Source organism: Pseudoflavitalea sp. G-6-1-2 (assembly GCF_012927185.1).
Taxonomy (GTDB): Bacteria; Bacteroidota; Bacteroidia; order Chitinophagales; family Chitinophagaceae; genus Pseudobacter.
The window spans coordinates 329,640-353,997 of sequence record NZ_JABBGB010000001.1; the positions used below are offsets into that span (position 1 = coordinate 329,640).

Genomic DNA, 24,358 nt, shown 5'->3' on the forward strand with positions numbered 1-24,358 from the left:
TTTACATACAGCGATCATTCGGTTAGAGAATATCCCAGCCAGTCCAGCCCAGTGCATCTCTGAAATAGATGTGCACCAGATTGGAAGTAGCGCCTTTGGCTACAATATTGAACTGATCGATGCCTCTTGGAGCGATGTATGGAGCAGAAGTGATCACTCCTCCTCTGTCTTCCCAGGTTCCCCAATATGAAGAGGCGTTGAATCCTCTATGCGCCATTGTATTGGACGGCGTTTTAGCAACAACATGCATATTGCCGCCATTGGTGCCTTTTGCAATAGCATAAGGTCTTGAATCGATAGTGCCGCCAAGATCTTCCCAGCCATTGCTCCATCCGTTCGCATCGGTATACCATTTGTGAATGAGATTGTTGCTGGTTCCTTTTGCGAAGATGTTCATCTGGCTGTCATTTACACCTCTTACAATTACGCTTGGAGCAGAGGTGAGGTTTCCGCCGAGATCATCCCATGCAGTAACCCATCCTGTAGCATCGGTATACCATTTATGTACCAGGTTGTTGCTGGCGCCTACAGCGTATACATGTATTTTGCTCCAGTTAGGACCTCTTGTTACAGCAAATGGCTCAGAGGTGATATTGCCACCGAGGTTATCCCATGAAGCTGACCAGCCATTGGCATCGGAATACCATTTGTGTACCAGATTGCCGTTAGGGCCTTTGGCAAAAATGTTCATCACGCTGTTGTTGGTGCCTCTTCTTACTGCGTGTGGAGCAGACGTGATATTTCCGCCATGGTCTTCCCATGCACTCCAGCCAATGCCGTCTTTGAAGTGAATATGCACCAGGTTGTTGCTGGTTCCTTTTGCGAAAACACTGATCGATTCTCCAGAGCCGCCTCTGTAGATGGCATGCGGATCAGATGTGAGATTGCCACCAAGATCTTCCCATGCGCCCCATCCATTGTTGGTAATGTAGGCACGGTGCATCAGATGGTTGTTGGCTCCGCGGGCAAAAACATCGAGATTGTTCAGATTACGAACAAGCAGCATTGGATTACCGATAATAGAATCAGCTGTAAAAGTTCCGGCCAATGAAGCAGCTACTGCATTGTTTTCTGTGACTTCGGGAAGGGCCGTTTTTTTACAGGCAAAAAGCACACTGCTGAGCACAAGTGACGCGATGATTTTCAGATGCGTTTTTCGTTTCATAAAGAAAGGGTTTTAAAAAATGGAAATAGAATACCTGATAGCCAGATGATGATCTGGCCCACTGATTGGTTCTTATGCCTGTTGCAATAACACAGCCTATCCATTGCTGGAAGCAACAGGAAAAAAGTTGACTATAATTTTAATGTAAACAACAATTTGCCGGCACGGCAAATGATCATTAGTTCAGATGAGTTGCATAGCAATTTACAAAAGTTCTTTATTGAAAATTATCCGACACAATTTTTTAATGAAGGAATTAATTGAATAATCAATATTTGAAAAAAAATGAATAGAGGGTATTTATTTCGAATGTATTTATTATTCGTATGTCTCTAATAGTTAGCTTGAATATTGCGCAGTTCAATGGTTTCCTGTGTACAGATAATTTACTTTATAATTCAATACTGCCAACGAAGCACATATCTGCCATCCTCCTTCAAAACTCAATCCAGTGAATAGTTTAATGTCCACTGCTACGTATTTCATGAGCTGAAGCACTTCCATTTCATGAAAAGATAAATACACAGACCGCATGCATAATTGATCTGACAGATATGAAGCGATAACTGATTTTTTTCGGAAAACCGAAACTCAAAAGGAGGATATTACCAATTGAATTTTCATTTCGCATTAAAAGCAGTTGCACTTATGAAATATATGAACTTTAGTTGTTGCCCATAAAGGTGATAGCCAATGCCAGAATCTCGCAGGTTTCGTAGTCTGCAATAGCGCTTTTGTAGAGTTGTTGTTTTGTTTAACAGTGCCTTGAACAATCGTATAACGCTGTTGCTTTATTTTGCTGCGGCTACTCTATGACGAACACCAAAGTATAGGCACGAAAACTTTTACGCCTGATCGCAAACCCGCTCCTTGAAAAAAAATAAGCAGAACTGCTAAAAGCAGTTCTGCTTTACTGTTATACACATGATGAAGTTTCATATACACCAACGAAGCGCTCCATTTGCAGCCAGAAAAAAATTTATGTAATTTGCATATGAAAGTCATCCTGCCGATACAGCCCACTCAAGCAGAGCATGTCGCCCATATCTATTCATCATTTTTCTACTTTTAAACATTGATATGAAACCAGTAAACTATCTGGCTTTTCTTGTTACCTGTATCGTAACATTTACATCCTGCAGCAAAAGCAGCAGAGACCCCGATAATAATCTCCGCGTAACCGAATACCTCAACGACAATGTGAGGTTTAGGTTCGAATATAACAGCGCAGGACAACCGCAAGCTGTTCGATCAGGAAGCCTATGGCAGGATTGGCCCAGTACTACTTTCGTTGACGGTAAAACTGAGTATCAGTACATTGACCGCAGAATTGCAGCATTCAACTTTACAGCGAAAATTGAATCCGGTCCCCAATTAAAAAGCGAGACTATACTTAAATGGAGCGGTAATAAATTGATGCAATCGATTATTAACAATCGAGATTTCGTTTCCTGGAGAACCGATAATAGTGGAAGAATCACAGGGTTTACCTCCCAAAAGTATAATTCAACTCCCAACCCAACAATAACTTCTTCCGATTGGCAATACGACAGCAATGGCAATGTGGTCTATCCCAAAACAGAGAACAGTACTATAGATATTACCTATACCAACAAAAGAAATCCATTCGTCTACGGTAATACAGGGCAGTTGTTTTTTATTCAATCAGAAGGCAACAGTCAGGATCACTACTTTCTGCTTTCAGCTAATCTGCCGGAAAAATATGTGAGCTATCGGAAGATCGTTAACACATACGATGGGCAAACCTTTGTTCTCGAAGACAAAAAATTGTACGAATATAAATACCAGTATAATTCAGACGGAACGATAATAGGTTATGAACTGCATACTAAACTGGAAGGATACAGAAATGGCGAAACTGTTTATCTGTCCGAAAGCACTAACAACCTTCCACTGAAGTGTACCAAACTGTAAGCTGTCTGTCTCCAATTATCTAACACTACCTATTAAACCCTTCGACATGAATTTTCTTCGAATTACCTTGCTCAGCAATTGCCTGCTGGTATTGTTATTTTGCGCATCCTGCTCATAAAGCAGTGATAAGAATGAAACCCCTGAACCCAAAAACACCATCCCGCGTATACAATCCATTCAGATGTCTACCAGAAGCATAAAATTATTCTATGCAAACAATGGTTTGGTTTCAAAATCTGAATTATGGGAGTATGATATGGATGCAAAAAAAGAATTGCTAAGCGCAGTGATCCAGCATAAATATGCCAATAACACCGTCTCAGGTTACGACTACTTCAAGGTAGAAAAAAATAATCCTACACCTGTGTTGTCTCAGGAAGTTTCCGTTGTAAGAGACAATAAAGGTTTTATCACACAGTGTGTTATCAAGAACAGCCCTGATACTGTATTCTGGCTTACAAATGCTGAAGGAGCCATCACCGGCTATTATCAGAAGAATGTGCCCGGTGGAGATGAATGGCTGTATTCGCCGGATGGCAATGTAGCGTACAAACCATGGTCATCTAACTTTCCTCCGGAATACATTGCAGGAAAAGCAGCAATCAAGTACAACGACAAACCAAACGTATTGCAACAGCAGGGCATTGCTCAGGTACTCTTCATTTCGTACAGAAACAAGATGCACGGCCCAGCAATCGCTTTCTCTAAGAATCAGATAACAGAAGGTGTTTATGATCAAACAGTCACAACCCCTTCCGGAGATCCTGTAAGAGCAAATAAATCCACCTACAAATACACTTATGAATATGAAGCCGGCAATTTGCTGAAAGCTATGAACCTCGATCTGACAACCGAAACCTGGACCAAAGGTGTACTCACCAATACTACTAAAAACAACTATACATTCAAATACACCTGGGGAACCGATTAATCAAACTCATATATAAACAAAAGCCGGGAGCCATCAGTTTCCGGCTTTTGCATTAACGGCAATGCATATCCGTAAATGATAAAAATCATTCAACTGAATTGTGGTAAAAAATGTAAAGTAGAAAATTGAAGAAAGAAGGCGAAGGAGGAAGAATACATCGAGGCAGATCATGCATCAGAAAAACCGATGCAGTATTTCCGGTTTACGGAGCAATCAATTCATCTTAAAAGGAACGATCATTTCAAACACAGGAATATTCACCTGAAACTGTGTTTTGTTATGCAGGTTTTCCATCTGATAAGTTCCATACATCTTACCCATTTCACTGCGCAGATTACATCCGCTTACATACTGATAACGTTCACCCGGCTGCAGAGTAGGCTGAACTCCTACCACACCCTCACCTTCCACTTCGCGGTTACTGCCATTGCTGTCTGCAATGTACCAGTGACGGCGGTTAAGTTTAACAGGAAAGCGGTTGTGATTCTCGATGGTGATGCGGTACGCAAACATATATTCACCGGATATGGGGTTGGAATAATCCGGCTGGTAAAAGGTTTCTACGCTTATTTCTATGCCCTCGGAAATTTTAGATACCATGACTACAGTTCACTTTACTTTAAAGGTAATCAAAAAACCAGGCAGCTTGTAGCAAATACACAAGATTTTAACGGGAATTATTAGCGGAGCAGTATACCTTTGCCTACCGTAAAGCCGAATCATACAATCAATTAATTATATATGAAAATAGCTATAGCTAAAGGTGATGGCATCGGCCCAGAGATCATGGATGCAGTGCTCAGGATCTTCGAAGCCAACAAAGTACCCCTCGAATATGAATTGGTTGAAATGGGTAAATGGGTATTCGATAAAGGTTTCTCCAATGGAATGACCCCCGAAGCTCAACACACCATCGAAAACCTCGGTATCCTTTTCAAAGGACCGATGGAAACTCCCAAAGGAAAAGGTGTGAAAAGCGTAAACGTTACTGCCCGTAAAACATGGAATACCTACGCCAACAAACGCGTATTCCAGACCCTCCACGGTGTTGATACGGTTTTCTCCAAAGCGGGAATTCCCATAGACATTACGGTTGTTCGCGAAAACATCGAAGACACATATGGTGGTATCGAGCACATGCTCACTCACGATGTGGCACTCAGCCGCCGCTTCATCACCCGCCCCGGTTCTCTGCAGGTGATCAAGTATGCCTTCGAAATGGCCAAGAAAAAAGGTACCCGCCGCATTACCTGCGGTCACAAGGCCAACATCATGAAAATCACTGACGGCCTCTTCCTCGAATGCTTCTACGAAGTAGCCAAAGAATATCCCGAACTCAAAGCCGACGATGTTATCGTTGACGACCTCTGTATGAAACTGGTTACCCGCCCCGATTCTTTCGATGTGGTGGTGCTTACCAACCTGCAGGGTGATATCGTTTCTGATCTCTGCGCAGGCCTCGTTGGTGGACTCGGTTTTGCACCTTCTGCCAATATCGGAGACCATATCTGCATCTTCGAAGCCGTTCACGGAACTGCTCCGGATATCGCGGGAAAAAACATCGCCAACCCAACAGCGCTGCTGCTTTCAGGTATCGCTATGCTGCGTCACCTCGGACTGATGGAGAATGCTGCCATCATCGAGAACGCATTGCTCTACACCCTCGAACAGGGCGACCGTACAGGCGATTTCGGCGACAAGAACAAAACAGCCCTCAACACCACTCAGTTTGCTGAAGCCATCATCAACAACTTTGGCAAGAAGCCTGAACAGGGTGCAAAAGAGTTGCTTCCCAATATGCCTGTAACACAAACCGTGTTCAAGCTGGAGAAGAACCCGATGCTCGTTTCCAAAGAAATGGAAGTAGAGAAGATCGTTGGTGTGGATCTCTTTATCGAAAGCGACGAACAACCTGATACCATCGCAAAGAAATGCCAGCGTCACGCCGGTGTGAAATTCAATCTGATCAATATCAGCAATCGCGGTACGCAGGTATGGCCTACCGGTTCCATCTATACGAACCTGGTGAACCAGTACAACGTTCGCTTTGAAAGCCTCGATGGATCACCATTGCATCAGCAGGATGTACTCGGTCTCTACGTGAGCCTCAGCGGAGATTTCAAAATCTGTTCTTCAGAGTTGCTCAATATGTGGGGAGAGAAAAGAGCATACAGCCTTGCTCAGGGTCAATAAGGATTTAGCATTTATACATACAGAAATGGTTGCACCACTTTGGTTGCAACCATTTTTATTTGATGGATGAAATACAGCCGGAATATCACTTAAAAATACCAGCAAGTAGAACTATCCTCCCGACTTCTTCGATTTTGAGTATCCCTGTTTGATGAGGAACTGCATTACCTTCTCTCTCTGATCTCCCTGAATGATAATCTCCCCGTCTTTCACCGAACCACCGGTACCGCAATAATTCTTCAGTTGCTTGCCGAGTGCTTCGAGATCATCGCTGGTTCCGGTAAAACCGAATACGATAGTCACCACTTTTCCTGCGCGTTGCTTGCCATCGAGCTGCACACGCAATTGCTGTTGCGCCGGAGGCAATGTAGCTGCGGCTTCATTGCTTTCTTCTTCGTATTTGAAGTTGGGATCGGTACTGTACACAAATCCCCTGTTATCGCCTTTATTTTTCTTAGACATGATGTAAGGGTTTACTTACTCAATTTACGGTGTTAAACAAATTTCGCTTTCAGGCTCAGATCGAGACTCTTTGCCTGATGGATCAATGCACCCACACTTACAAAATCAACGCCTGTTTTAGCAAACGATTCGATGGTATCGAGATTGATGCCGCCGCTTGCTTCGGTTTCGTATTTCTTACCGATGATGGTCAATGCCTCACCGAGTTGCTCCGGTGTGAAATTATCCAGCATAATGCGATCGACTTTTCCGTAGTTCACCACACGTTGCACTTCTTCGAGCGATCGTGTTTCCACTTCAATTTTCAATCCGGGTTTCACTTCGGTTACGTAACGATGCGCACGTTCGATGGCCTGTTCGAGACCGCCGCTGAAATCAACATGATTGTCTTTCAGCATGATCATATCGTAGAGGCCCATGCGATGATTTACCCCACCGCCGATCCGCACGGCTTCTTTCTCCAACAGTCTGAAGTTGGGTGTTGTTTTGCGCGTATCGAGCACACGCGTATGGTAACCTTTGATCTTATCTGTGTATTGCCTTGTAAGGGTTGCAATGCCACTCATGCGCTGCATGCAGTTCAGCACCAGTCTTTCGCACTGAAGGATGGTGTAAACGGATGCGCTTACTTCGAAAGCCGTTTCGCCTGCTTTCATTTCGTCGCCATCTTTTTTGAATGCCGTGAATGTTACATCGGGTTCGCGGTAGCGGAAGATCTTTTCAGCTACTTCCATTCCGGCGAGAATCCCATCCTGTTTGATCTTCAATACAGCCATCCCTTTTGTTTCGGGAGGAATGCTGGAAAGGGTAGAATGATCTCCATCGCCGATATCTTCCTGCAGCGCAGCTTTGATGAGTATATCCAGTTGTTCGTCAAATGAATGCATAGCAGCAAAGGTAGGGAACAAAAAGCCCCACAGCAAACTGTGGGGCTTCAAGTGTTTTCAGGGATAATTCAGTGAATGCGCTTATTCGGTTAAGAGTTCAAAGCCCATTTCCTGCACCACCTGCTGATCGCCTTTCTGCTTCATATAGAATTTGGTGCGATAGTTTCCGTTTTTGGTTTGCAGTGTTCCGATACAGAACTGTGCTCCATTCTGTTCGCCTTTGTGCTTTACCTGGAAGTTCTTTACTCCATTGCTCGCAAAAAAATCTTTCAGAATGATCTCTGCCTGACTTTTGCTGTAGTTATCGCTTTTGCCGGGAAGGGAAATGTCTACCCTGCTATCGAAATATTTCGACAGTTGGGAGGCATTGCCGCTCTTCATGGCCGATACTACATCTTCAATCGAATAGAAATACGTAGTAAAGGATACCAGGAACAGCGAAAACAGTATCGTCGCGATTCCCAGAGTCTTTTTCATAATCAATGATTTATTTTTCAGAGTAAAAATTGCGAATTCCATGCCAAAGTAACAATACGTTGAAAAATTACCATCTACGGCGGTTTACATTACCTTTGCCGAACAAATCTAACACAATCATTCCGTTATATGAATACCAGCAAAGCAATACTGATCATTATGGATGGATGGGGCATCGGAAAAGTCAATTCTTCAGACGCCATTCAGCATGCCAATGTGCCATTTGTTAGCTCCCTGTACAGCAAATATCCGCATACAACATTGGTTACCTGCGGAGAACAGGTGGGTTTGCCGGACGGACAAATGGGCAACAGTGAAGTAGGCCACCTCAATCTCGGAGCGGGAAGAATTGTTTATCAGGAGCTGCAACGCATCAATGTAGCCATCCGCGACGGAGAACTGCAGCAGCATCCTCACCTGCTCGATTCTATCCGCTATGCGCTGGACAATAAAAAATCCCTGCACCTGCTAGGCCTCGTGAGCGATGGCGGTGTGCACTCTCATATCGATCACCTGAAAGCTATCGTAAGCGTTTGCGCAGCACAGGGATTGAAAGATGTTTTCATCCACGCATTCACAGATGGCCGCGATACAGATCCGAAGAGCGGTCTCGGTTTTCTCACCGAACTGCAGAATCATCTCGATGTAACTGTAGGAAAGATCGCAACGGTGGATGGCCGCTACTACGCCATGGACCGCGATAAGCGCTGGGAACGCGTAAAACTCGCCTACGACGCCATGGTCAATGGCATCGGCGAAAAAGCAACCGACGCGCTGGAAGCTGTTCGTGCATCGTACGCACACAATGTAACGGATGAGTTCATCAAACCTACTGTGATCACAGATGCCGGCGGAAATCCCGTTGCACAGATCAAAGACGGAGATGCAGCCATCTGCTTCAATTTCCGTACAGACCGTTGCCGCGAAATCACTACCGTACTCACTCAGACCGATATGCCCGATCATGGCATGACCAAGCTCAACCTCCACTACACTACCATGACGGAGTATGATGCTACCTACCAGAACGTGCACGTGATCTTCGACAACGACAACCTCAACAACACACTCGGCGAGATTCTCGAAGCCAACGGAAAACAACAGATACGCATAGCCGAAACGGAGAAATATCCGCACGTAACTTTCTTCTTCAGCGGAGGAAGGGAAAAGCCGTTTGAAGGTGAGCGCCGCATCATGGCAGCTTCTCCGAAAGTAGCAACCTACGATCTGCAACCTGAGATGAGCGCTTACGAACTCACCGATCTCATTGTTCCGGAGATCGAAAAACAATCTGCCGACTTTATTTGTCTCAACTACGCAAACGCCGATATGGTGGGCCATACAGGTGTTTTTGAAGCAGCCATCAAAGCAGTGGAAACTGTAGACAAATGTGTTGAGCGTGTAGTAACTGCCGCATTGAATAACGGGTACACCGTATTTCTCACGGCAGACCATGGCAATGCGGATTACATGATCAATGAAGACGGTACTCCCAACACAGCACACACCCTTAATCTGGTACCGCTGTTTGTGATCGACAAGAACTGGCATGGCAAACTGAAACCCGGCAAGCTGGGTGATATTGCGCCAACCATTCTTACAATGATGCACCTGCCCATTCCGAAAGAAATGACAGGCGAAGTGCTGATCAGCGAATAACTGTACAGATCAACTTTTTATTAAGCTGCTTCATGCGAAGCAGCTTTTTTTGTGACTTCCCTTCGCAGGTATGACGCTACTACTTTGCGTGTGGCCAGAGGCCACCAACATATAAGTCACTCGCGAGACGCGAGCGCCTGGGCACCCGCGACACAGATAGCCTCTCCGACATCTGGCAATTCTTCTGATTTAAATCAATTACCCAGCCCCCTTCCTGACCGGAATTTCAAAAAGCGGGCTCCGGGGTTCAAACTTCATGCTTCAGTGCATTTTTGCAGGCTTTTTTTAGCCGCAGTGCAGCAATTACTGCGGGAAATTGTCTAAATTAGAGGGCAACCAAACGGCTCATATGACCGAAGACGCCATAATTCAAGGCTGTTTACGTAATAACACGACTGCCCAGCGGGAACTCTACCAAAGATTCAGCGCCCGCATGCTGTCGGTGTGTTACAGGTTTGCCCACAACAGGGAAGATGCAGAAGATATGTTGCAGGAAGGTTTCATTAAAGTGTTCTCCCAGATACACACCTTCCAGAACAAAGGAGCGTTTGAGGGATGGATCCGAAGGATCATGGTTCATACCTGCATCAACCATCTTAAGAAAAATAAGAAGTTCAACGAAAGCGTAGATATCATTCACGCCACCAGTGTGCAGGTAAGGGAAGAATCGGTTCCTTCCATTGTGCAGGCAAAGCAGGTGGTAGAATGTATCAGACTTTTACCGATTGGATACAGAACTGTGCTGAACCTTTATGCCATTGAAGGATACTCGCATAAAGAGATTGCAGAAATGTTAGACATTGAAGAAAGCACCAGCCGGTCTCAATACACGCGCGCTAAACAAATGCTGGAGGACATTCTTGTCAGGAAAAAGATCATCCAAAAGCCAAAAGAAAAGAGTCCCTGGCTGGGGATCGCCAGCGGTCAATAATTGAATCACCAATAAATGCTTCATCCAGACCTTTGAAAAATTCAGAACCCGTACAAACACAAAAAGCATTATGGAGCGCGGTTTTTATAATGATGACATTGAGCAGTTGATCAGGCAGAAGGCTGATCAATACAAAATGTTTCCTTCCGAGAACGTGTGGAAAGGAATTTACCGCTCATTGCATACGCGCAGAAAATGGTACGGTTTAGGTTTGCTGCTCTTTCTTGCAGGCATCAGTTATCTCGCTTCTCTTCAGTTGATCGCTCCCGCAACTCCCGCTAAAAAAATCAACAATCATGCTCCGGCTTCCAAATCCGGTAGCTTGTCGAATAATACTTCTTCCATCAACAACGCTGTTTCTGGTCCGGTTGCAGTAGCAGGCCATCATGCAGGCGCAGCAGGCAATACAGCGTTCTCGGCATTCTCGCCCAGACAGATGGCTACTCCGCCTATCGGGCAGGATGAGCTGCTGGCATTTGCAGAAACCGATCTTCCGCATGCGATCGTAATTACAAGGCTTCCGAACGAAACCATTGTAGACGAGCTCTATCTCGATGCGCCGAAAAAACCGATCCGTTCGGGAAAGATCTCCGAAACAGCATTCCCAGTATTCCCAGGCCAGCCTGTACAACCACCGATCGATGCATTGTCCGAAGAACTGGCTACCGAAGCAGGTGCACATGAGCTGAAACTGCCCGATGCTGCTGCTCCAGGCAATAACCGGACAGCACAGGCAGACGACGAAAAGAAAGTGAACTGGCTGCAGGAGTACGCAGTGTACGAACTAACGCCTCCGCGCATGCGCAGACTTGGCTGGCAGCTGAGTATCTCTCCCACTATGAATTACAGAAAACTGAGCAGCAGCAACAGCGTGTATGATCAGTTGAACATAAAAGGATTGCCGGCAGGCGCTATCGAAGGCAAGCCAGAAACCCTGGTGAATCACCGCCCGGCACTGGGCTTCGAAATAGGCTCACATCTGGTATATGCCGTGAACCGGAATATCAAACTCAGGTTCGGTCTTCAATTCAATTACTCACGTTACGATATTCAGGCATATGCATCGCCGGTACCTGAGAAAGGAAAAATCCAGCTGGATGCATCATCGGGCCCCAGAGATTCGCTCGTGAGTTATACACGCATCCGCAATTTCAGTGGCGAGAAAGCTGAAGCCCTGCAGAATCAGTACTTCCAGCTCTCTGCACCTATCGGTATCGAAGTGAATGTGCTGGGTAACGAAAAGCTGCAACTGAATGTAGCCGGAAGCCTGCAACCCACTTACCTGCTCAACAGAAACTCGTACCTCATAACTACCGACTTCAAAAATTATATGCGCGCACCAAGCCTCGTTCGCCGCTGGAACATCAATGCAGGCGCCGAGATTTTTGTGGCTTACAAAACCGGAAGCCTCAAATGGCAGGTGGGACCGCAGTTCCGTTACCAGCTGCTCAGCAGCTACGTAAAAGAATATCCCATCCGCGAATACCTGATGGAATACGGTGTTAAGATCGGGGTTACCAAAACCCTTCGCTAAGCGCTTGCTTCACCAAAGTCAATACCTTATTTTTACGGGATGAAAAACACTCTGATGATCCTGATGGCTGCATGCTGCATGGCCATTTTTTCCTGCAAAGAAAAACCAGCTAAAACAACTGCTCCTGAACAACCATCCTTCCCGGTACCCGATCAGGTGATTTCTTATCTCCCCATCGGAGACCTGATCAGAGAAGATATCAGAAGAGTGGACTCCTTCTCCGCAGGCATCCTGTACAAAAAAGAGGGTGGCAGGAAAGATTCAGCCTATATCGATACTGCTAAATTCAATCAGCTGGCTGCGAAATATTTTCTGGTGGCCGACCTTTCCGATACTGCAAAATTTCAACAGAATTTCCGTCAGACTTCCCTGATGGATGAGACAACCGAACTGCTCAATTTCATTTACGAACCGAAAAATGCAGAGACCACGCTTCGCAAAGCGGTGGTGTACATCAAGCCATCACTCAATGTAGACAAGGTAAACCGGGTATATCTCGAAACCGAATCCATGGAGGGCGATACACTGGTACAACAAAAGCTCACCTGGGTGATGGAGCATTATTTTATCATCCTCACCATCAAACATCCTCCTAAGGGTGAAGCGGTTAGCAGCATAGAAAAAGTGATCTGGGATGCTCAATCCTACGCCGACTGAGAATCAGCCGCATTCCGTAATTTTGTGCAGCAAACATGACAGCACAGGAATTTCAGCAGCAAAGCCATAAGATCCCCGTCGATCCGGGCATTTACAAGTATTATGACAAGCAGGATACACTCCTGTATGTAGGAAAGGCCAAGAGCCTCCGCAAACGCGTGAGCTCTTACTTCAGCAAAACCTTTACTTCTTACAAAACACATGAGCTTGTTCAGCGGATCCATCGCATCGAATTCACCATCGTGGATTCGGAGCAGGATGCTTTTTTGCTGGAGAATTCACTCATCAAGCAGTTCCAGCCCAAGTACAATATCAATCTGAAGGATGATAAGACCTATCCGTATATCGTTCTGAAGAAAGAGCCGTTCCCCCGCGTATTTCTCACGCGCCGGAAGATCAACGACGGATCTGAGTATCTCGGTCCGTTTACTTCGGTTGCCCGTGTACGTGAGTTACTCGATTTCATCAGATCGAATATACCGCTTCGCACCTGCAAACTCAATCTCACCGACAGCAATATTCAGAAAGGGAAGTTCAAAGTTTGCCTGGAGTATCATCTGGGCAACTGCAAAGGGCCCTGTGAAGGATTTCAGACAGCGGAGGACTATCAGGATTCTCTGAACCAGATCAAGAACGTGCTGAAAGGCAATCTGAATCCGGTGATACAGCATTTCAGACAGGAGATGCGTGCCGCAGCGGAACAGATGCAGTTTGAGAAGGCCGCAGTGATCCATAAAAAGATCGAACACCTCGAAAACTATCAGGCGAAGAGCATCGTGGTTTCCAACAGAATGATGACGGCCGATATCTTCTCCATTCTCCGCGATAACGATCTCGCCTATGTGAACTATCTGATGATGGAAAACGGCAGTATCGTGCAAACGCATACGGTGCAGCTCGAACCTCATCTCGATGAGCAGGACGAAGAGATACTTGCATTTGCGATAGCGCAGCTGCGTACTACGTTCAACAGTCTTGCTGCAGAGATCATCGTGCCCTTCCCCATCAATTACGATGAAGCAGGCGTAGTGATCACCATCCCCAAAGGAGGCGACAAAAAGAAACTGCTGGAGCTCTCCGAAAAGAACGTGAACTACTTCAAAGAAGAGCTATTCAAGAAAAAGATACTGCAACTCGAAGGCAAAGACGATATGGAGCGGAAGAAAGTACTGTATCAGTTGCAGGATGATCTGCAATTGCCCGAAGTGCCCGTACATATCGAATGTTTCGATAACTCCAACTTTCACGGAAGCTATCCTGTATCGGCGATGGTCTGTTTCAAAGATGGCGTGCCCAGCAAAAAAGATTACCGACACTTCAATGTGAAAACGGTGCAGGGCATCAACGATTTCGCCACCATGAAAGAAGCCGTTTACAGACGTTATAAACGCCTGTTCGAAGAAAAAGCATCTTTTCCTCAGCTGGTTATTATCGACGGTGGAAAAGGGCAGCTTGGCGCCGCGCTGGATGCCATCGAAGAACTGGGATTGCAGGGCCGCATGACTTTAGTAGGACTGGCCAAAAACGAAGAGGAACTTTTCTTTGCCGGCGACCAGCAAAGTCTCAAACTTCCATACAACAGTGAGAGCCTCAAACTGATCAGAAGAATCCGAGACGAAGTGCATCGTTTCGGTATCACTTTCCACCGCAATAAACGCAGCCAGGGTACATTCAAAAATGAGCTGGAGCAGATCAAAGGAATCGGCAAGAATACAGCTGATCAGCTGCTGAAAGAATTCAGAAGCGTTAAGCGTGTGAAAGAAGCGCCTGAAACCGAAGTGGCCAAACTGATCGGAGCAGCAAAAGCAAAGCTCATTACTGCGCATTTCAAATCACCGGAGACTACAGAGCCTACTGCTGCCGAAGGTGACAATTCAGCTTCCTGATCAAATCCCATAACATCTTCTCTCAATCGGAGCAGGCACATGATGATGCTCCCTGAATAACTATTGCATTCTTCTGTAATGTGGATGATAAACCTGGCAGTACATCAAAGGGTGAACTTGCAAACTTGATTTTGGGTGATACCGGTAAGCCGGTAGGCGGCTATGGTAAAAATACTGTAGGAGAGATACAGGTGGTATAAAATAAAAAGGGGCCCGGATAGACATCCAGCCCCGTTTTTAAAATCCAATATCCTATGAAAAACCAGTGTAAAAATAATGAATAGGCATCACAAAACAATAACGGTATATGGGTATTTTCGAAAAAACTTAATACAGGCTTTACCAAATATGCCCTCAGTCTGAATCATTTATAAAGTTTTGTACATAAAAAACGGCATCGTAAAAATACGATGCCGTCTATCAGTAAAATTATTAAGCTGTTTAGTAACTCCAGAGATCCTGTTCGTAGTTGAAGATCTTTTCTTTTACGTTCTCACCTTCGAGGAGGGCGAGGATCGGATCTTTCACGAATGATTTAATGAACAGGTCGTTGGGGTTGTTGATGGTGCTCTTGATAATTCTGCTGGAGAACATGCGGCTCTCGAACAGTTCTTCCCAGCTTACCTTTCCACCGAAGTTGCGTCCGTTGTAAACTTCGTACTTGGCGAAAGTTGGGCGAAGGTCTGGATAGTACACCCAGAATACCGGAGTAACGTCGCGGAAAGAGCCATCATCGTTGTAGATGGTTTTCAGCGGAGCGATACCGAGGATGCGGGTGAACAGACGGGAAGATTCTTTATCGAAGATCACGTCTTCTTTGATCCAGTAACGTTCTACAGATTTATCAGCATCGAACTCTTCAACGATGGTAGTATCACGCATCAGTCCTTTGGAACCATCCGGATCACTTGCGAGGTCTGGCACCTGAATTACTTTAGGTGTACCTACAAATTTTTCGGAGATCTCTTTGAAAGACATTGGTGTGGTGAATCTGTCGTCGATCGGAGAGAAAGCAGTGATGCTGTCGTTCTTGATTGCGTTGAGCAGAATCATGATGAAGCGCTGGTTACCCAGATCACCATCAGCTTTGTAAACGAAGGGAAGGTTCATTTTCTCGTGTACATCGAGTTCTCTCCATACACGCTGAACGTATACCGCATCATCTTCACGGATATGTTCATACGCCAGTGGCAGACGCTCTTTTACGAGGTTACGCTCGATGGCGTTATCGTTACGCAGCGACTTTTTAGGTGGTTCGATCTTCAGATCGGCTTCAACCTTTGCCACAGCTTTGGGTACAGTATCCACTACCGGAGTGATGGCTGCATTGTTAGCTGAATTGTTAGTTCTGTTGCTGTTTGTTTTTTTCGCAGTTGTTTTACGCACTGCTTTCTTGCGGTTAGGCTTCGTCTGTGCGTCTACTGCGGTGCTAACAAACGCAACCAGTGCTACCAGCATTCCGAGTTTGATAAGACGGTTTCTCATTGTTCCCTTGTTTAAAAGAATTTGTGTTATTTCAGCTTAAAGGTCATTGAGCCGATATCGCGTTGTTTGCCATCAGGGCCAACTACCTGGATGTTATCGAAGAAGATAACTGCACCGGGAGCTGCGCGGCTAACGATTGCGGCTGCCTGTCCGTTCCAGCGGTTTCCGCTGTTTACGGCTTCAGCGTACACCTGGAATGGTCCACCCTGAGCGCCGAGTTTATAGCTGACAACTTTATAAGCTGCTTCAAAATCAGAGTCTTCAAGTTTAGCGATGATACCACCGATTGCCTTGAACTCTGCTGCACTGATAGATCCTGTTTTCTTGCTTCCGAGGAAGGCTGCAGGATTCGGCAGGTATTTCACACGCATAGCGAAATTGTAAGCTTTACCGTCAGCATTTACAGTGATGTTGGCATTACCCGGAGTTTTAGGACGAGCAACGTAGTTGTCGCCACCGGTTTTGCTGATCTCACCATTGCTGAAGCTTACTCTTACTTTTTCAGCTCCTACGCTACCACCAGAGATGGTCATCGGGTTGTCTACACCGATGTAGAGAACGTTCATTTTCTGAAGGAATACAGAGGCTCCTGAAGGAGTACCTACGGTATATTCAACAGGTTCATTCTTTTCCAGTTTCTCTCCTGAAGGAGTAGTGTAGATTATTTTTACCATCACTTTTTTGGTACCGGTACCACTTGCTGTAGTTTTGTACAGCGCCATACCGTTAGTGAGTGACTGCTTTTGTCCATCAATATAGATTTCTGGAGCAGCAGCTTCGCTGAATGCACCGATACCTGCTTTGATTTCGATAGGCTCACCAGGCATTGCATAAGTTCTGCTGGCCTGAGTGATCGCCTGGAATTTGTCGTATACAACTTTTACAGAACCGATCTGCTGATGCAGGTAATCTACTACCTGCGCTTCAGAGTTCTTTACGTCGTTCTGAAGTTTGTTCAGAATGGTCATTGCAGCAATGGCAGGAGTCATATGGAAGTTGCTGAGTGCCCAACCATCTTTATCATTGCCATATTTGTTTCCACTCTTTGAATCAGGAACGGTAAGATTTACAGGAAGATTCTTCTGAAATTCTACTTCTTTCGCCTTCACAGCTTCAGCTGTTTTAGGTTGTGTTGCAGCGAACTCCTGAGAGTTCAGAACACCGATCAGATTCTTTCTGTATTCGATCAGTTTGTTGTAGAGTTCTGCGCCTTTGCCTTCTTTTTCCATGAGGCGGGTAGATGCGTCGAGTTTATCGGCGTTCATCTTCTTTTCACCATGTTCATCATGGCTGCCTGCATATTCAGAAAGCTGGGCTTTCAGTTTCTCAATTTCATTATACATATCAGCAGACAACTTCTGAGCAGCAGTTGCACGTGGCGCCCAAACGGCAGCCTGTGCAGCAGTTTGCTGATCTTTCAGCTTATCCTGAAAAGACTGATACGTAAGATCATTCTTTTCAGCAATGCTTTTATTAGAAGTAGTGATGCTGTTATTTACGGTTTCGAAGGCGTTGATGATCTCCGATGATACGTTCAGTGCCAGCAGGGCTGTCAGAACGAGATACATCATGTTGATCATCTTTTGCCGGGGCTCTTTAGGTAAAGCCATGGATCTGGGTTTTTCAGTTTAGTAAACAATTCATTGACTAATGCGCGAACGGATTGGGTATCGGATTATTGGATTACCCGTTTTCCTTAGCGGCCCTGCATTGCGCTGAGCATGTTACCGTAAACGGTATTCAGGTTGCTCAGGTTAGAAGCCAGTTTCGCGATTTGCTCATGAGCTTTCTTGGCATCATCAACGCTGTTCTGCATAGTTTGAGAAGCGTTGGCGAGGTTGCCATAGAAATTCTTCATGGCTTTCAGGTGATTGTTCGTATCCTGCAATTCCAGTTCATAGATCGCATTCAGTGAACCGAGGTTTTTGGTGAGTACACCAACCTGCTCGTGGAATTGTTTAGTACTGTCAGCAGCAGAGTTGAAAGTAGTGATGGTAGCAGTAGCACCCTGATAAGCGGATGTCATCTGACCTAATGCTGCTGTTGCTTCTTTGGTCTTAGCAGAGTAGTCATTGGTAGATTTTACTACATCAGATACTTCAGCAATATTGCTTACTGATGTGCCCAGTTTTTTGAATCCATCGCTGAGCGATTTCAGGCTGGCTGGTGTGATGTCTGCATCCTGCATCATTTTGTTCATGTTGTCGAGTGCAGGGTTACCGGAAGGTGCACCGCCGGCCAGTTTAGGTAATGCTTCAGCAATAGCGTGCATCTCAGATCCCGGAGGGGGCAAGAAGGCGTATACAACAAAAATGATTGCTTCAGTGATCAAACCGGCTGTAAGGAAGAAGTCGGCCAAAGCCTGGTGAGTGATCTTCTGCCAGGCACCAAAGATTACGATCGCGGCGCCCATACATACGATTATGTTTACAATTCTTTCTGTTGATTTAGAAACTCCAGCCATAGATTAATTTTTAAATGGTTAGAAAACGGGTTTTCAGGGTTTGGAAAATCAGATTTTAATGTAGTTACAATAAGATACCGGCTTGCTCCTCATTATCAAGCAATCAACGAATTTGCGCGGTGTTTCATTTTCTCCTCTTTGCTAATTATTTCTTCTTCATATTAGCCGGCAAATCAATTACGCAACGGAATCCTATGTAAGCCTTTGCAGTATCCATATACTCATAGCTCCGCGTGCTGGTCTGCAGATAATAACCTACGTCTTTCCAGCTACCGCCACGGATCACCTTACGCTTCATTCTTGGAGGATCAGAATCCTGTGCATTGAAACGGATATCAGGATTCATATCATGTTGGAAGTTATAAGCACCCTCGTAGTACAGTGATGAAGTCCACTCACTAACGTTACCCGCCATGCAATACAGACCGAAATCGTTTGGCCAGTAAGCATCTGCGCGTGCAGTGTAGAAAGCTCCATCTTCAGGATAGTTACCGCGGCCAGGTTTGAAGTTGGCAAGCAGGCAACCCTGTTTGTTACGGAGATAGTAGTTACCCCATGGGAACATGGATTGTGAACGGCCGCCACGTGCTGCGTATTCCCACTCTGCTTCTGTTGGCAGACGGAAATCAGACTCGGTTGCCTTTTTCTTAGACTCCAGATAGGAGTTCAGATAATGCGTTCTCCATTCGCAGAATGCTGTGGCCTGTTTCCAGTTCACACCAACTACAGGGTAGTTGCCAAAGGCAGGATGTGAAAAGTAACGTTTGGTCATCGGCTCATTGTAGGAGTAGCTGAAATCACGGATCCAGATCAATGTATCGGGATAAACAGGAACATCTACTTTGCGGATGAAATTCTTACGGGGAACATCTTTGTTCTCGCGTTTAGCCGCCTCTTTCAGATCGAAAGTCTCTGAATGGTATATGATCTTGGTAGGATCGAGGTCTTTTTTACCAAACACCCTGTTCTCGGGAGAAAGGATCATCTGGTCGATCTTCTCGATTGTAGCCTTATCGTTATACTTGATGGTAGAAGCTTTTTTCCAGTCGATTACAAATACGCCATCGACCTCCTTTCCGTACTGAAGTCTTACTGCAGCCGTGGAATCACGAACCCAGTTTACGAACTGACGGTATTCATTGTTGGTGATCTCTGTTGCATCCATCCAGAATCCGCTGATGGAGATCTGCTTATTCCTTGATGTGTAGTTGTAATTGATGTCCTCATCCGAAGGCCCCATATGGAAGGTGCCAGGTGGGATATAAACCATACCCGTAGGCTTGGTCAGATTGTATCCGGAAGCCGGTGCTACGCCATGGAGCTGGCCATCATTTGGAAGGCCTTTTGACTTTCCTCCGAGCTTGCCGCAACCGGTGGCAAACACCACCATTCCAAGAGCAGTCAGAACGGATAGGTTTTTCATTTTCATCATATTAAAGGGTATTGGGCAAAAATAATGTTTTACCGACTTCATCGCAAGTTTAGAATTTATTTTTTAAAACTGCAAACACCATCAGAGCTTAGGTTTAAACGGCTCTGGACAAGATATTATTGTATCAACAGCAGATTTAAGTTTTACACAGATTGAAGCTGTTGCAACAATGCATCCACCTGTGTTACAGGCGTTCTGCAGGTATAATCTTTACATAGGAATATCATGGTTTCTGGGTACCCGGACTTTCCGGACAACAGGGGGAATTGTTCATCGGCCTTGGGTGAGGACTGAAAGATACGGAAGGGCAGGTAGGTTTTCAAAAAATCCTCTCGAACGGTAGCAAATTCCCCGCCAACAATAGCTATTTCAGGAATACCATACGATAAAGCCTGGATCATCGTTGCCCAAACACCGAATGATGTTGGGTACCGTACCACTGCCTGCATCAATGCTGCACACATGGTGGCAGCCCGCTCTTTCCACGCTCCCTCATCGAATATCATCCCCAGATAATAGAGGTTGATGGCCATCACGGCATTGCCCGAAGGCACCGCTCCATCGTACACCTCCTTCTTCCTTACGATAATATCGGCCTGACCGCTGGGTGTATAGAAGAAAAATCCTGTTTCATCTTCGCTGAACTTGTCCAGAACGGTTTGCGTCAGTTGTTTTGCCTCCGTAAGCCAGCGCTTCTCCCCTGTTATCTCCTGCAATTGGATCAAGGCTTCGATGAGGCAGGCATAGTCGTCGAGAAAGGCCGGATAACGGGCAACCCCTGCTTTATAGGTATGATGCAGATTGTCGTTTTCCGCCCTGAACGATTGCAACAGAAACTCCATATTCTTAACGGCCACCTGGCGGTAATGCTCCATTCCCAGTGCGGCATAGGCTTTGCTGTAAGCCGTGTTCATGAGCGCATTCCAGCCCAGCAGCTGCTTATCGTCCAACGCAGGTCTTATGCGGGTTTCACGATGCTGGAGTAAGGTTTGCGAACAGGCATCCAGCTTCGCCCACAATGCTTCGGTGGAAATCCCTTTCGATGCTGCAAAGTCTGCGGGATGCTGAATCACTCTCAGAATATTGGTGTGCTCCCAATTGCCCTCTTCAGTTACGTCGTAGAACTCGCAGTAGATTTCCGCATCGGCTCCGAGCAACGCTTTTATTTCTTCCTTACTCCATACATAATACTTTCCTTCCACTCCTTCGCTGTCGGCATCCAGGGCGGCGTAGAATCCTTCCTGTGGTGCTGTGAGCTCGCGTTCAACAAAGGCAAGTGTTTGTTCGATGGTGCGTTTGTAGAGCAGATTGCCCGTGAGTTGCCAGGCATCGCAGAGTGCAATAACCAGCAGGGCGTTATCGTACAGCATCTTTTCGAAGTGGGGGGCCAGCCATTCTGCGTCGGTTGAATAACGTGCGAAGCCCCCTCCTATCTGGTCGTAGATGCCTCCGTAGATCATTTTATCGAGACTGAGGCAGGCCTGTTTCAGCGCTGCTTCATTGCCGGTATGTTTGTGATACTGCAACAGAAACCGGATGGTGAAGGTCTGCGGAAATTTCGGAGCCTGACCAAATCCACCCTCTTCCATGTCTGCCTGTTTCATGATGTTCGCAAACATCTCATCGGACTTCTCTTTTGTGAAGAGCGATTCGGAAATGATACCCACGGCCGGCTTCGTTAATCCGAAACCATTGGAAGAAATGAGGTGCGTAGTGAGCTGTTCTGCCTGCGCTTCGATATCTGCCCGCTTGTTCACAAAGGCATTGGCTACTCCATGCAATACATCGTGCCAGGAAGGCCGGTTGTGCACGGGTTTGGGAGGATAATACGTACCGCCGTAAAACGGTTTGGTATCTGGAGTGAGAAAAACATTCAACGGCCAGCCGCCGCTGCCGGTCATCGCCTGTACGGCATCCATGTAAATATGATCGAGATCGGGGCGCTCCTCGCGATCGATCTTGATATTCACGAAGTGCTCATTCATGATCGCTGCCGTAGCTTCATCTTCAAAACTTTCGTGCTCCATCACATGGCACCAGTGGCAGGCCGCATAACCGATACTCACCAGTATGGGCTTGTTTTCAGCTTTCGCTTTCTCCAATGCTTCGGGCCCCCATGGATACCAGTCTACAGGATTATGCGCATGCTGCAACAGGTAAGGACTGGTTTCATTCGCCAGGCGGTTAGTGTATTTGGCCATTGTAAGCTGATTGATTTAAAGCTACAAAAAAATGAGCATTGGACATTCGGAGGAATGCGCAATGCTCATGCAATATTGTTGCCAGTAAACGGATCTATTTTTTCTTCAGGGTAACGCTCAGATAAGCTTCCAGTGCTGCTACCATCGAAGGTGTCTGCGGTTGCGGAGCTTTGATCTCAACGCCCAGTCCGGCATCTTCAGCAGCACGGGAAGTATTGCTTCCGAATGCGCCGATACGTGTACCGTTCTGTTCAAATTTAGGGAAGTTATCAAACAGGCTCTTTACACCGCTTGGTGTGAAGAAACAGATGATATCGTAATTGTTTTTGCTGAACAACTCCTTCACATCATTGCTGATGGTACGGTACATGAAAGGAGTAGCATACTCGCAGCGATTGTTCTTCATCCAGTTCACTATCTCATTGTCCTGTTGATTCTCCGAGCAGGGATAGAGAAACTTCTCATTTTCCTTGTGCTTGTTAACCACATCGAACATGGTTTTATTAGTGCCATCTGCACCATAAAACACTTTACGTTTTCTGTAAAGGATAAATTTCTGGAGGTAGAGTGCCACCGCTTCGGTGATACAGAAGTATTTGGTATCCTGCGAAACTGCCACTTTCATTTCTTCGCAGATGCGGAAAAAGTGATCGATCGCATTCCGGCTGGTGAAAATCACAGCAGTGAAATTGGATATCTCAATTTTCTGCTTGCGGAATTCTTTTGCAGGTATACCTTCCAGCCTGATAAAAGGATGAAAGTCCAACAAAACACTGTATTTCCGAGCTAATTCGAAATACGGTGATTTATCGGTTTCAGGTCTGGGTTGTGTGATTAGTATCTTTCTAATCGTGTTGTCTCCAACGTTTTTCGCCCCGTTCTTTACCATATGTGTTACGTATGGATTTGCAAAATTAATAACTTCTTTCCACTAGTACCAATAACACCTTGTAAATCAGCAAAAGGGGTGCTATTTCGAAGGCGCAAAGGTAAAGGAAAAAATGGAAACGCGTTACTTTAATTTCATTCCGTATTGGCTTGTAGGAGATGATAAAGCGGTATCCGAAGAACAAGGCGAGCATTATGTAGCTGAGTGTCAATACAACAGCAAACAAACCAGGATAAGGAAACGCCATCATCACCAGTACCGGTAACAATAAAATACCGATGATTTTATTTACAAGAAACACGATAAATATGTAAGTATCGGTGGCTGCGGAGATATTGAAGATCCATCCTGCCAGTTTCAGCAGTATGAATTTTCCGAGGTAGACGGTCAGCAACAAGGCCGATCCGTACCCCATCAGAATCCAGTTATTGTCTGTTATCTTCACCCCGTAATACCGGGCAACGAACATCAGGTACATGCCTCCGCTCAACAGGTAGAGTATGTTCAGCAGAAGTGAAGCAAACGGCGTCTGCAACATCTGATCCCGCATCTGCTGCTGCCGCATGGTTACCCTGAAGAAGAGGGTCATGATATTGTCTACATACTTTCTGAAAAACACTTTCACCAGCGCATAGAACATCAGCAGACCGGCAACAAAATAGAACAACCCATCCCTGTCGTCTACCTTCTTTTCGATCTCCGGCAATACCAGCGCTTTACCGAATACATTGAAATAAGGATGCGCCCGCAGTGCGTCCATAAAACGGCTGATGCGGTCCAGCTGCGCCTGTGTGGCTTTTACAACCACTTTTGGAACGGTATCCTGCACCACAGCAGCCGCTCGATTGGTGTCGCGCGCAATACGTGGCCTGCTCGAATCGGCAACGGCCTGCACCGCTCTTCGCGTGGTATCTTTTGGTTTGGGAATTACATTCTTTGCAGATTCGGCAACGGTTCTTATGGCAGAGTCATTTACCCGCTTTACCTGCACGGCGGGTTTGGCCGAATCTTTCGGCTTCACCGTTTTATTTACGTCAGTGTCTTTTTTTGGAGGAATAACCGTATCGCCTTTGGACTGGCCAAAGCTCAGTAAGGCGATCAATAAAATTCCGGATAGAAGTGCTAAACTTTTTTTCACTGATGGTTGTTGCGTGTGCAAAAATAAAAGAA

Annotated in this window: 20 protein-coding genes; 8 read left to right on the forward strand and 12 right to left on the reverse strand. The window is 45.8% G+C overall.

Annotation, left to right across the window (positions count from 1 at the left end):
* Window positions 1–22 precede the first annotated feature (22 nt).
* Entirely contained in the window at window positions 23–1,165 is a 1,143-nt protein-coding gene (locus tag HHL16_RS01285) for a hypothetical protein (RefSeq protein WP_169423329.1), read from the reverse strand.
* Between the two features lie 1,080 nt (window positions 1,166–2,245).
* On the opposite strand from HHL16_RS01285, the gene HHL16_RS01290 reads away from it, so the two are divergent.
* Window positions 2,246–3,100, forward strand: coding sequence for a hypothetical protein (locus tag HHL16_RS01290; protein WP_169423330.1), 855 nt, complete (start codon window positions 2,246–2,248; stop codon window positions 3,098–3,100).
* A gap of 181 nt (window positions 3,101–3,281) precedes the next feature.
* Entirely contained in the window at window positions 3,282–4,031 is a 750-nt protein-coding gene (locus HHL16_RS01295) for a hypothetical protein (RefSeq protein ID WP_169423331.1), read from the forward strand.
* 213 nt (window positions 4,032–4,244) lie between these two features.
* On the opposite strand, the gene apaG is transcribed toward HHL16_RS01295, so the two are convergent.
* Window positions 4,245–4,631 (reverse strand): Co2+/Mg2+ efflux protein ApaG, encoded by a 387-nt coding sequence (gene apaG / locus HHL16_RS01300; protein WP_169423332.1) that lies wholly within the window; start codon window positions 4,629–4,631, stop codon window positions 4,245–4,247.
* A 141-nt stretch (window positions 4,632–4,772) separates the two neighbouring features.
* On the opposite strand from apaG, the gene HHL16_RS01305 reads away from it, so the two are divergent.
* Entirely contained in the window at window positions 4,773–6,224 is a 1,452-nt protein-coding gene (locus tag HHL16_RS01305) for an isocitrate/isopropylmalate family dehydrogenase (protein WP_169423333.1), read from the forward strand.
* Window positions 6,225–6,335: 111 nt separating this feature from the next.
* On the opposite strand, the gene HHL16_RS01310 is transcribed toward HHL16_RS01305, so the two are convergent.
* From HHL16_RS01310 to HHL16_RS01320, 3 genes are all read right to left on the reverse strand, one after another.
* Window positions 6,336–6,686, reverse strand: a complete 351-nt coding sequence (locus HHL16_RS01310; RefSeq protein ID WP_169423334.1) for a translation initiation factor — start codon at window positions 6,684–6,686, stop codon at window positions 6,336–6,338.
* A 32-nt stretch (window positions 6,687–6,718) separates the two neighbouring features.
* Window positions 6,719–7,573: a carboxylating nicotinate-nucleotide diphosphorylase gene (gene nadC / locus HHL16_RS01315; RefSeq protein ID WP_169423335.1), complete on the reverse strand. Its 855-nt coding sequence runs from the start codon at window positions 7,571–7,573 to the stop codon at window positions 6,719–6,721.
* A gap of 81 nt (window positions 7,574–7,654) precedes the next feature.
* A complete protein-coding gene (locus tag HHL16_RS01320) occupies window positions 7,655–8,050 on the reverse strand; it encodes a DUF4783 domain-containing protein (protein WP_169423336.1) in 396 nt (131 codons plus the stop codon).
* A 129-nt stretch (window positions 8,051–8,179) separates the two neighbouring features.
* On the opposite strand from HHL16_RS01320, the gene gpmI reads away from it, so the two are divergent.
* The 5 genes from gpmI (at window position 8,180) to uvrC (ending at window position 14,717) form a co-directional block, all read left to right on the forward strand.
* Window positions 8,180–9,709 (forward strand): 2,3-bisphosphoglycerate-independent phosphoglycerate mutase, encoded by a 1,530-nt coding sequence (gene gpmI / locus HHL16_RS01325; protein WP_169423337.1) that lies wholly within the window; start codon window positions 8,180–8,182, stop codon window positions 9,707–9,709.
* Between the two features lie 349 nt (window positions 9,710–10,058).
* Window positions 10,059–10,640, forward strand: a complete 582-nt coding sequence (locus tag HHL16_RS01330) for a sigma-70 family RNA polymerase sigma factor (protein WP_169423338.1) — start codon at window positions 10,059–10,061, stop codon at window positions 10,638–10,640.
* Window positions 10,641–10,710: 70 nt separating this feature from the next.
* Complete coding sequence (locus HHL16_RS01335) at window positions 10,711–12,174, forward strand: hypothetical protein (protein ID WP_169423339.1); 1,464 nt, start codon at window positions 10,711–10,713, stop codon at window positions 12,172–12,174.
* A gap of 39 nt (window positions 12,175–12,213) precedes the next feature.
* On the forward strand, window positions 12,214–12,831 hold the full coding sequence (locus tag HHL16_RS01340; protein ID WP_169423340.1) for a hypothetical protein: 618 nt from the start codon (window positions 12,214–12,216) through the stop codon (window positions 12,829–12,831).
* 35 nt (window positions 12,832–12,866) lie between these two features.
* Entirely contained in the window at window positions 12,867–14,717 is a 1,851-nt protein-coding gene (gene uvrC, locus HHL16_RS01345; RefSeq protein ID WP_169423341.1) for an excinuclease ABC subunit UvrC, read from the forward strand.
* 441 nt (window positions 14,718–15,158) lie between these two features.
* Here the strand turns inward: uvrC and gldN are convergent, their stop codons facing one another.
* From gldN to HHL16_RS24905, 7 genes are all read right to left on the reverse strand, one after another.
* Window positions 15,159–16,202, reverse strand: a complete 1,044-nt coding sequence (gene gldN, locus HHL16_RS01350) for a gliding motility protein GldN (protein WP_169423342.1) — start codon at window positions 16,200–16,202, stop codon at window positions 15,159–15,161.
* Between the two features lie 26 nt (window positions 16,203–16,228).
* Window positions 16,229–17,812 carry a gliding motility protein GldM gene (gldM, locus tag HHL16_RS01355; RefSeq protein ID WP_169423343.1) on the reverse strand — a complete coding sequence of 528 codons (1,584 nt, stop codon included), beginning with the start codon at window positions 17,810–17,812 and terminating at the stop codon, window positions 16,229–16,231.
* 86 nt (window positions 17,813–17,898) lie between these two features.
* The gene (gldL, locus tag HHL16_RS01360) at window positions 17,899–18,666 is read right to left on the reverse strand and encodes a gliding motility protein GldL (RefSeq protein ID WP_169423344.1); all 768 of its coding nucleotides are present in this window, start codon (window positions 18,664–18,666) and stop codon (window positions 17,899–17,901) included.
* 145 nt (window positions 18,667–18,811) lie between these two features.
* The gene (locus tag HHL16_RS01365; RefSeq protein WP_240965714.1) at window positions 18,812–20,089 is read right to left on the reverse strand and encodes an SUMF1/EgtB/PvdO family nonheme iron enzyme; all 1,278 of its coding nucleotides are present in this window, start codon (window positions 20,087–20,089) and stop codon (window positions 18,812–18,814) included.
* Between the two features lie 152 nt (window positions 20,090–20,241).
* On the reverse strand, window positions 20,242–22,299 hold the full coding sequence (locus HHL16_RS01370) for a thioredoxin domain-containing protein (protein WP_169423346.1): 2,058 nt from the start codon (window positions 22,297–22,299) through the stop codon (window positions 20,242–20,244).
* Window positions 22,300–22,393: 94 nt separating this feature from the next.
* Window positions 22,394–23,068, reverse strand: coding sequence for a uroporphyrinogen-III synthase (locus tag HHL16_RS01375; protein ID WP_240965717.1), 675 nt, complete (start codon window positions 23,066–23,068; stop codon window positions 22,394–22,396).
* 145 nt (window positions 23,069–23,213) lie between these two features.
* Window positions 23,214–24,326 (reverse strand): DUF4271 domain-containing protein, encoded by a 1,113-nt coding sequence (locus HHL16_RS24905; protein ID WP_169423348.1) that lies wholly within the window; start codon window positions 24,324–24,326, stop codon window positions 23,214–23,216.
* Between the last annotated feature and the right edge of the window lie 32 nt (window positions 24,327–24,358).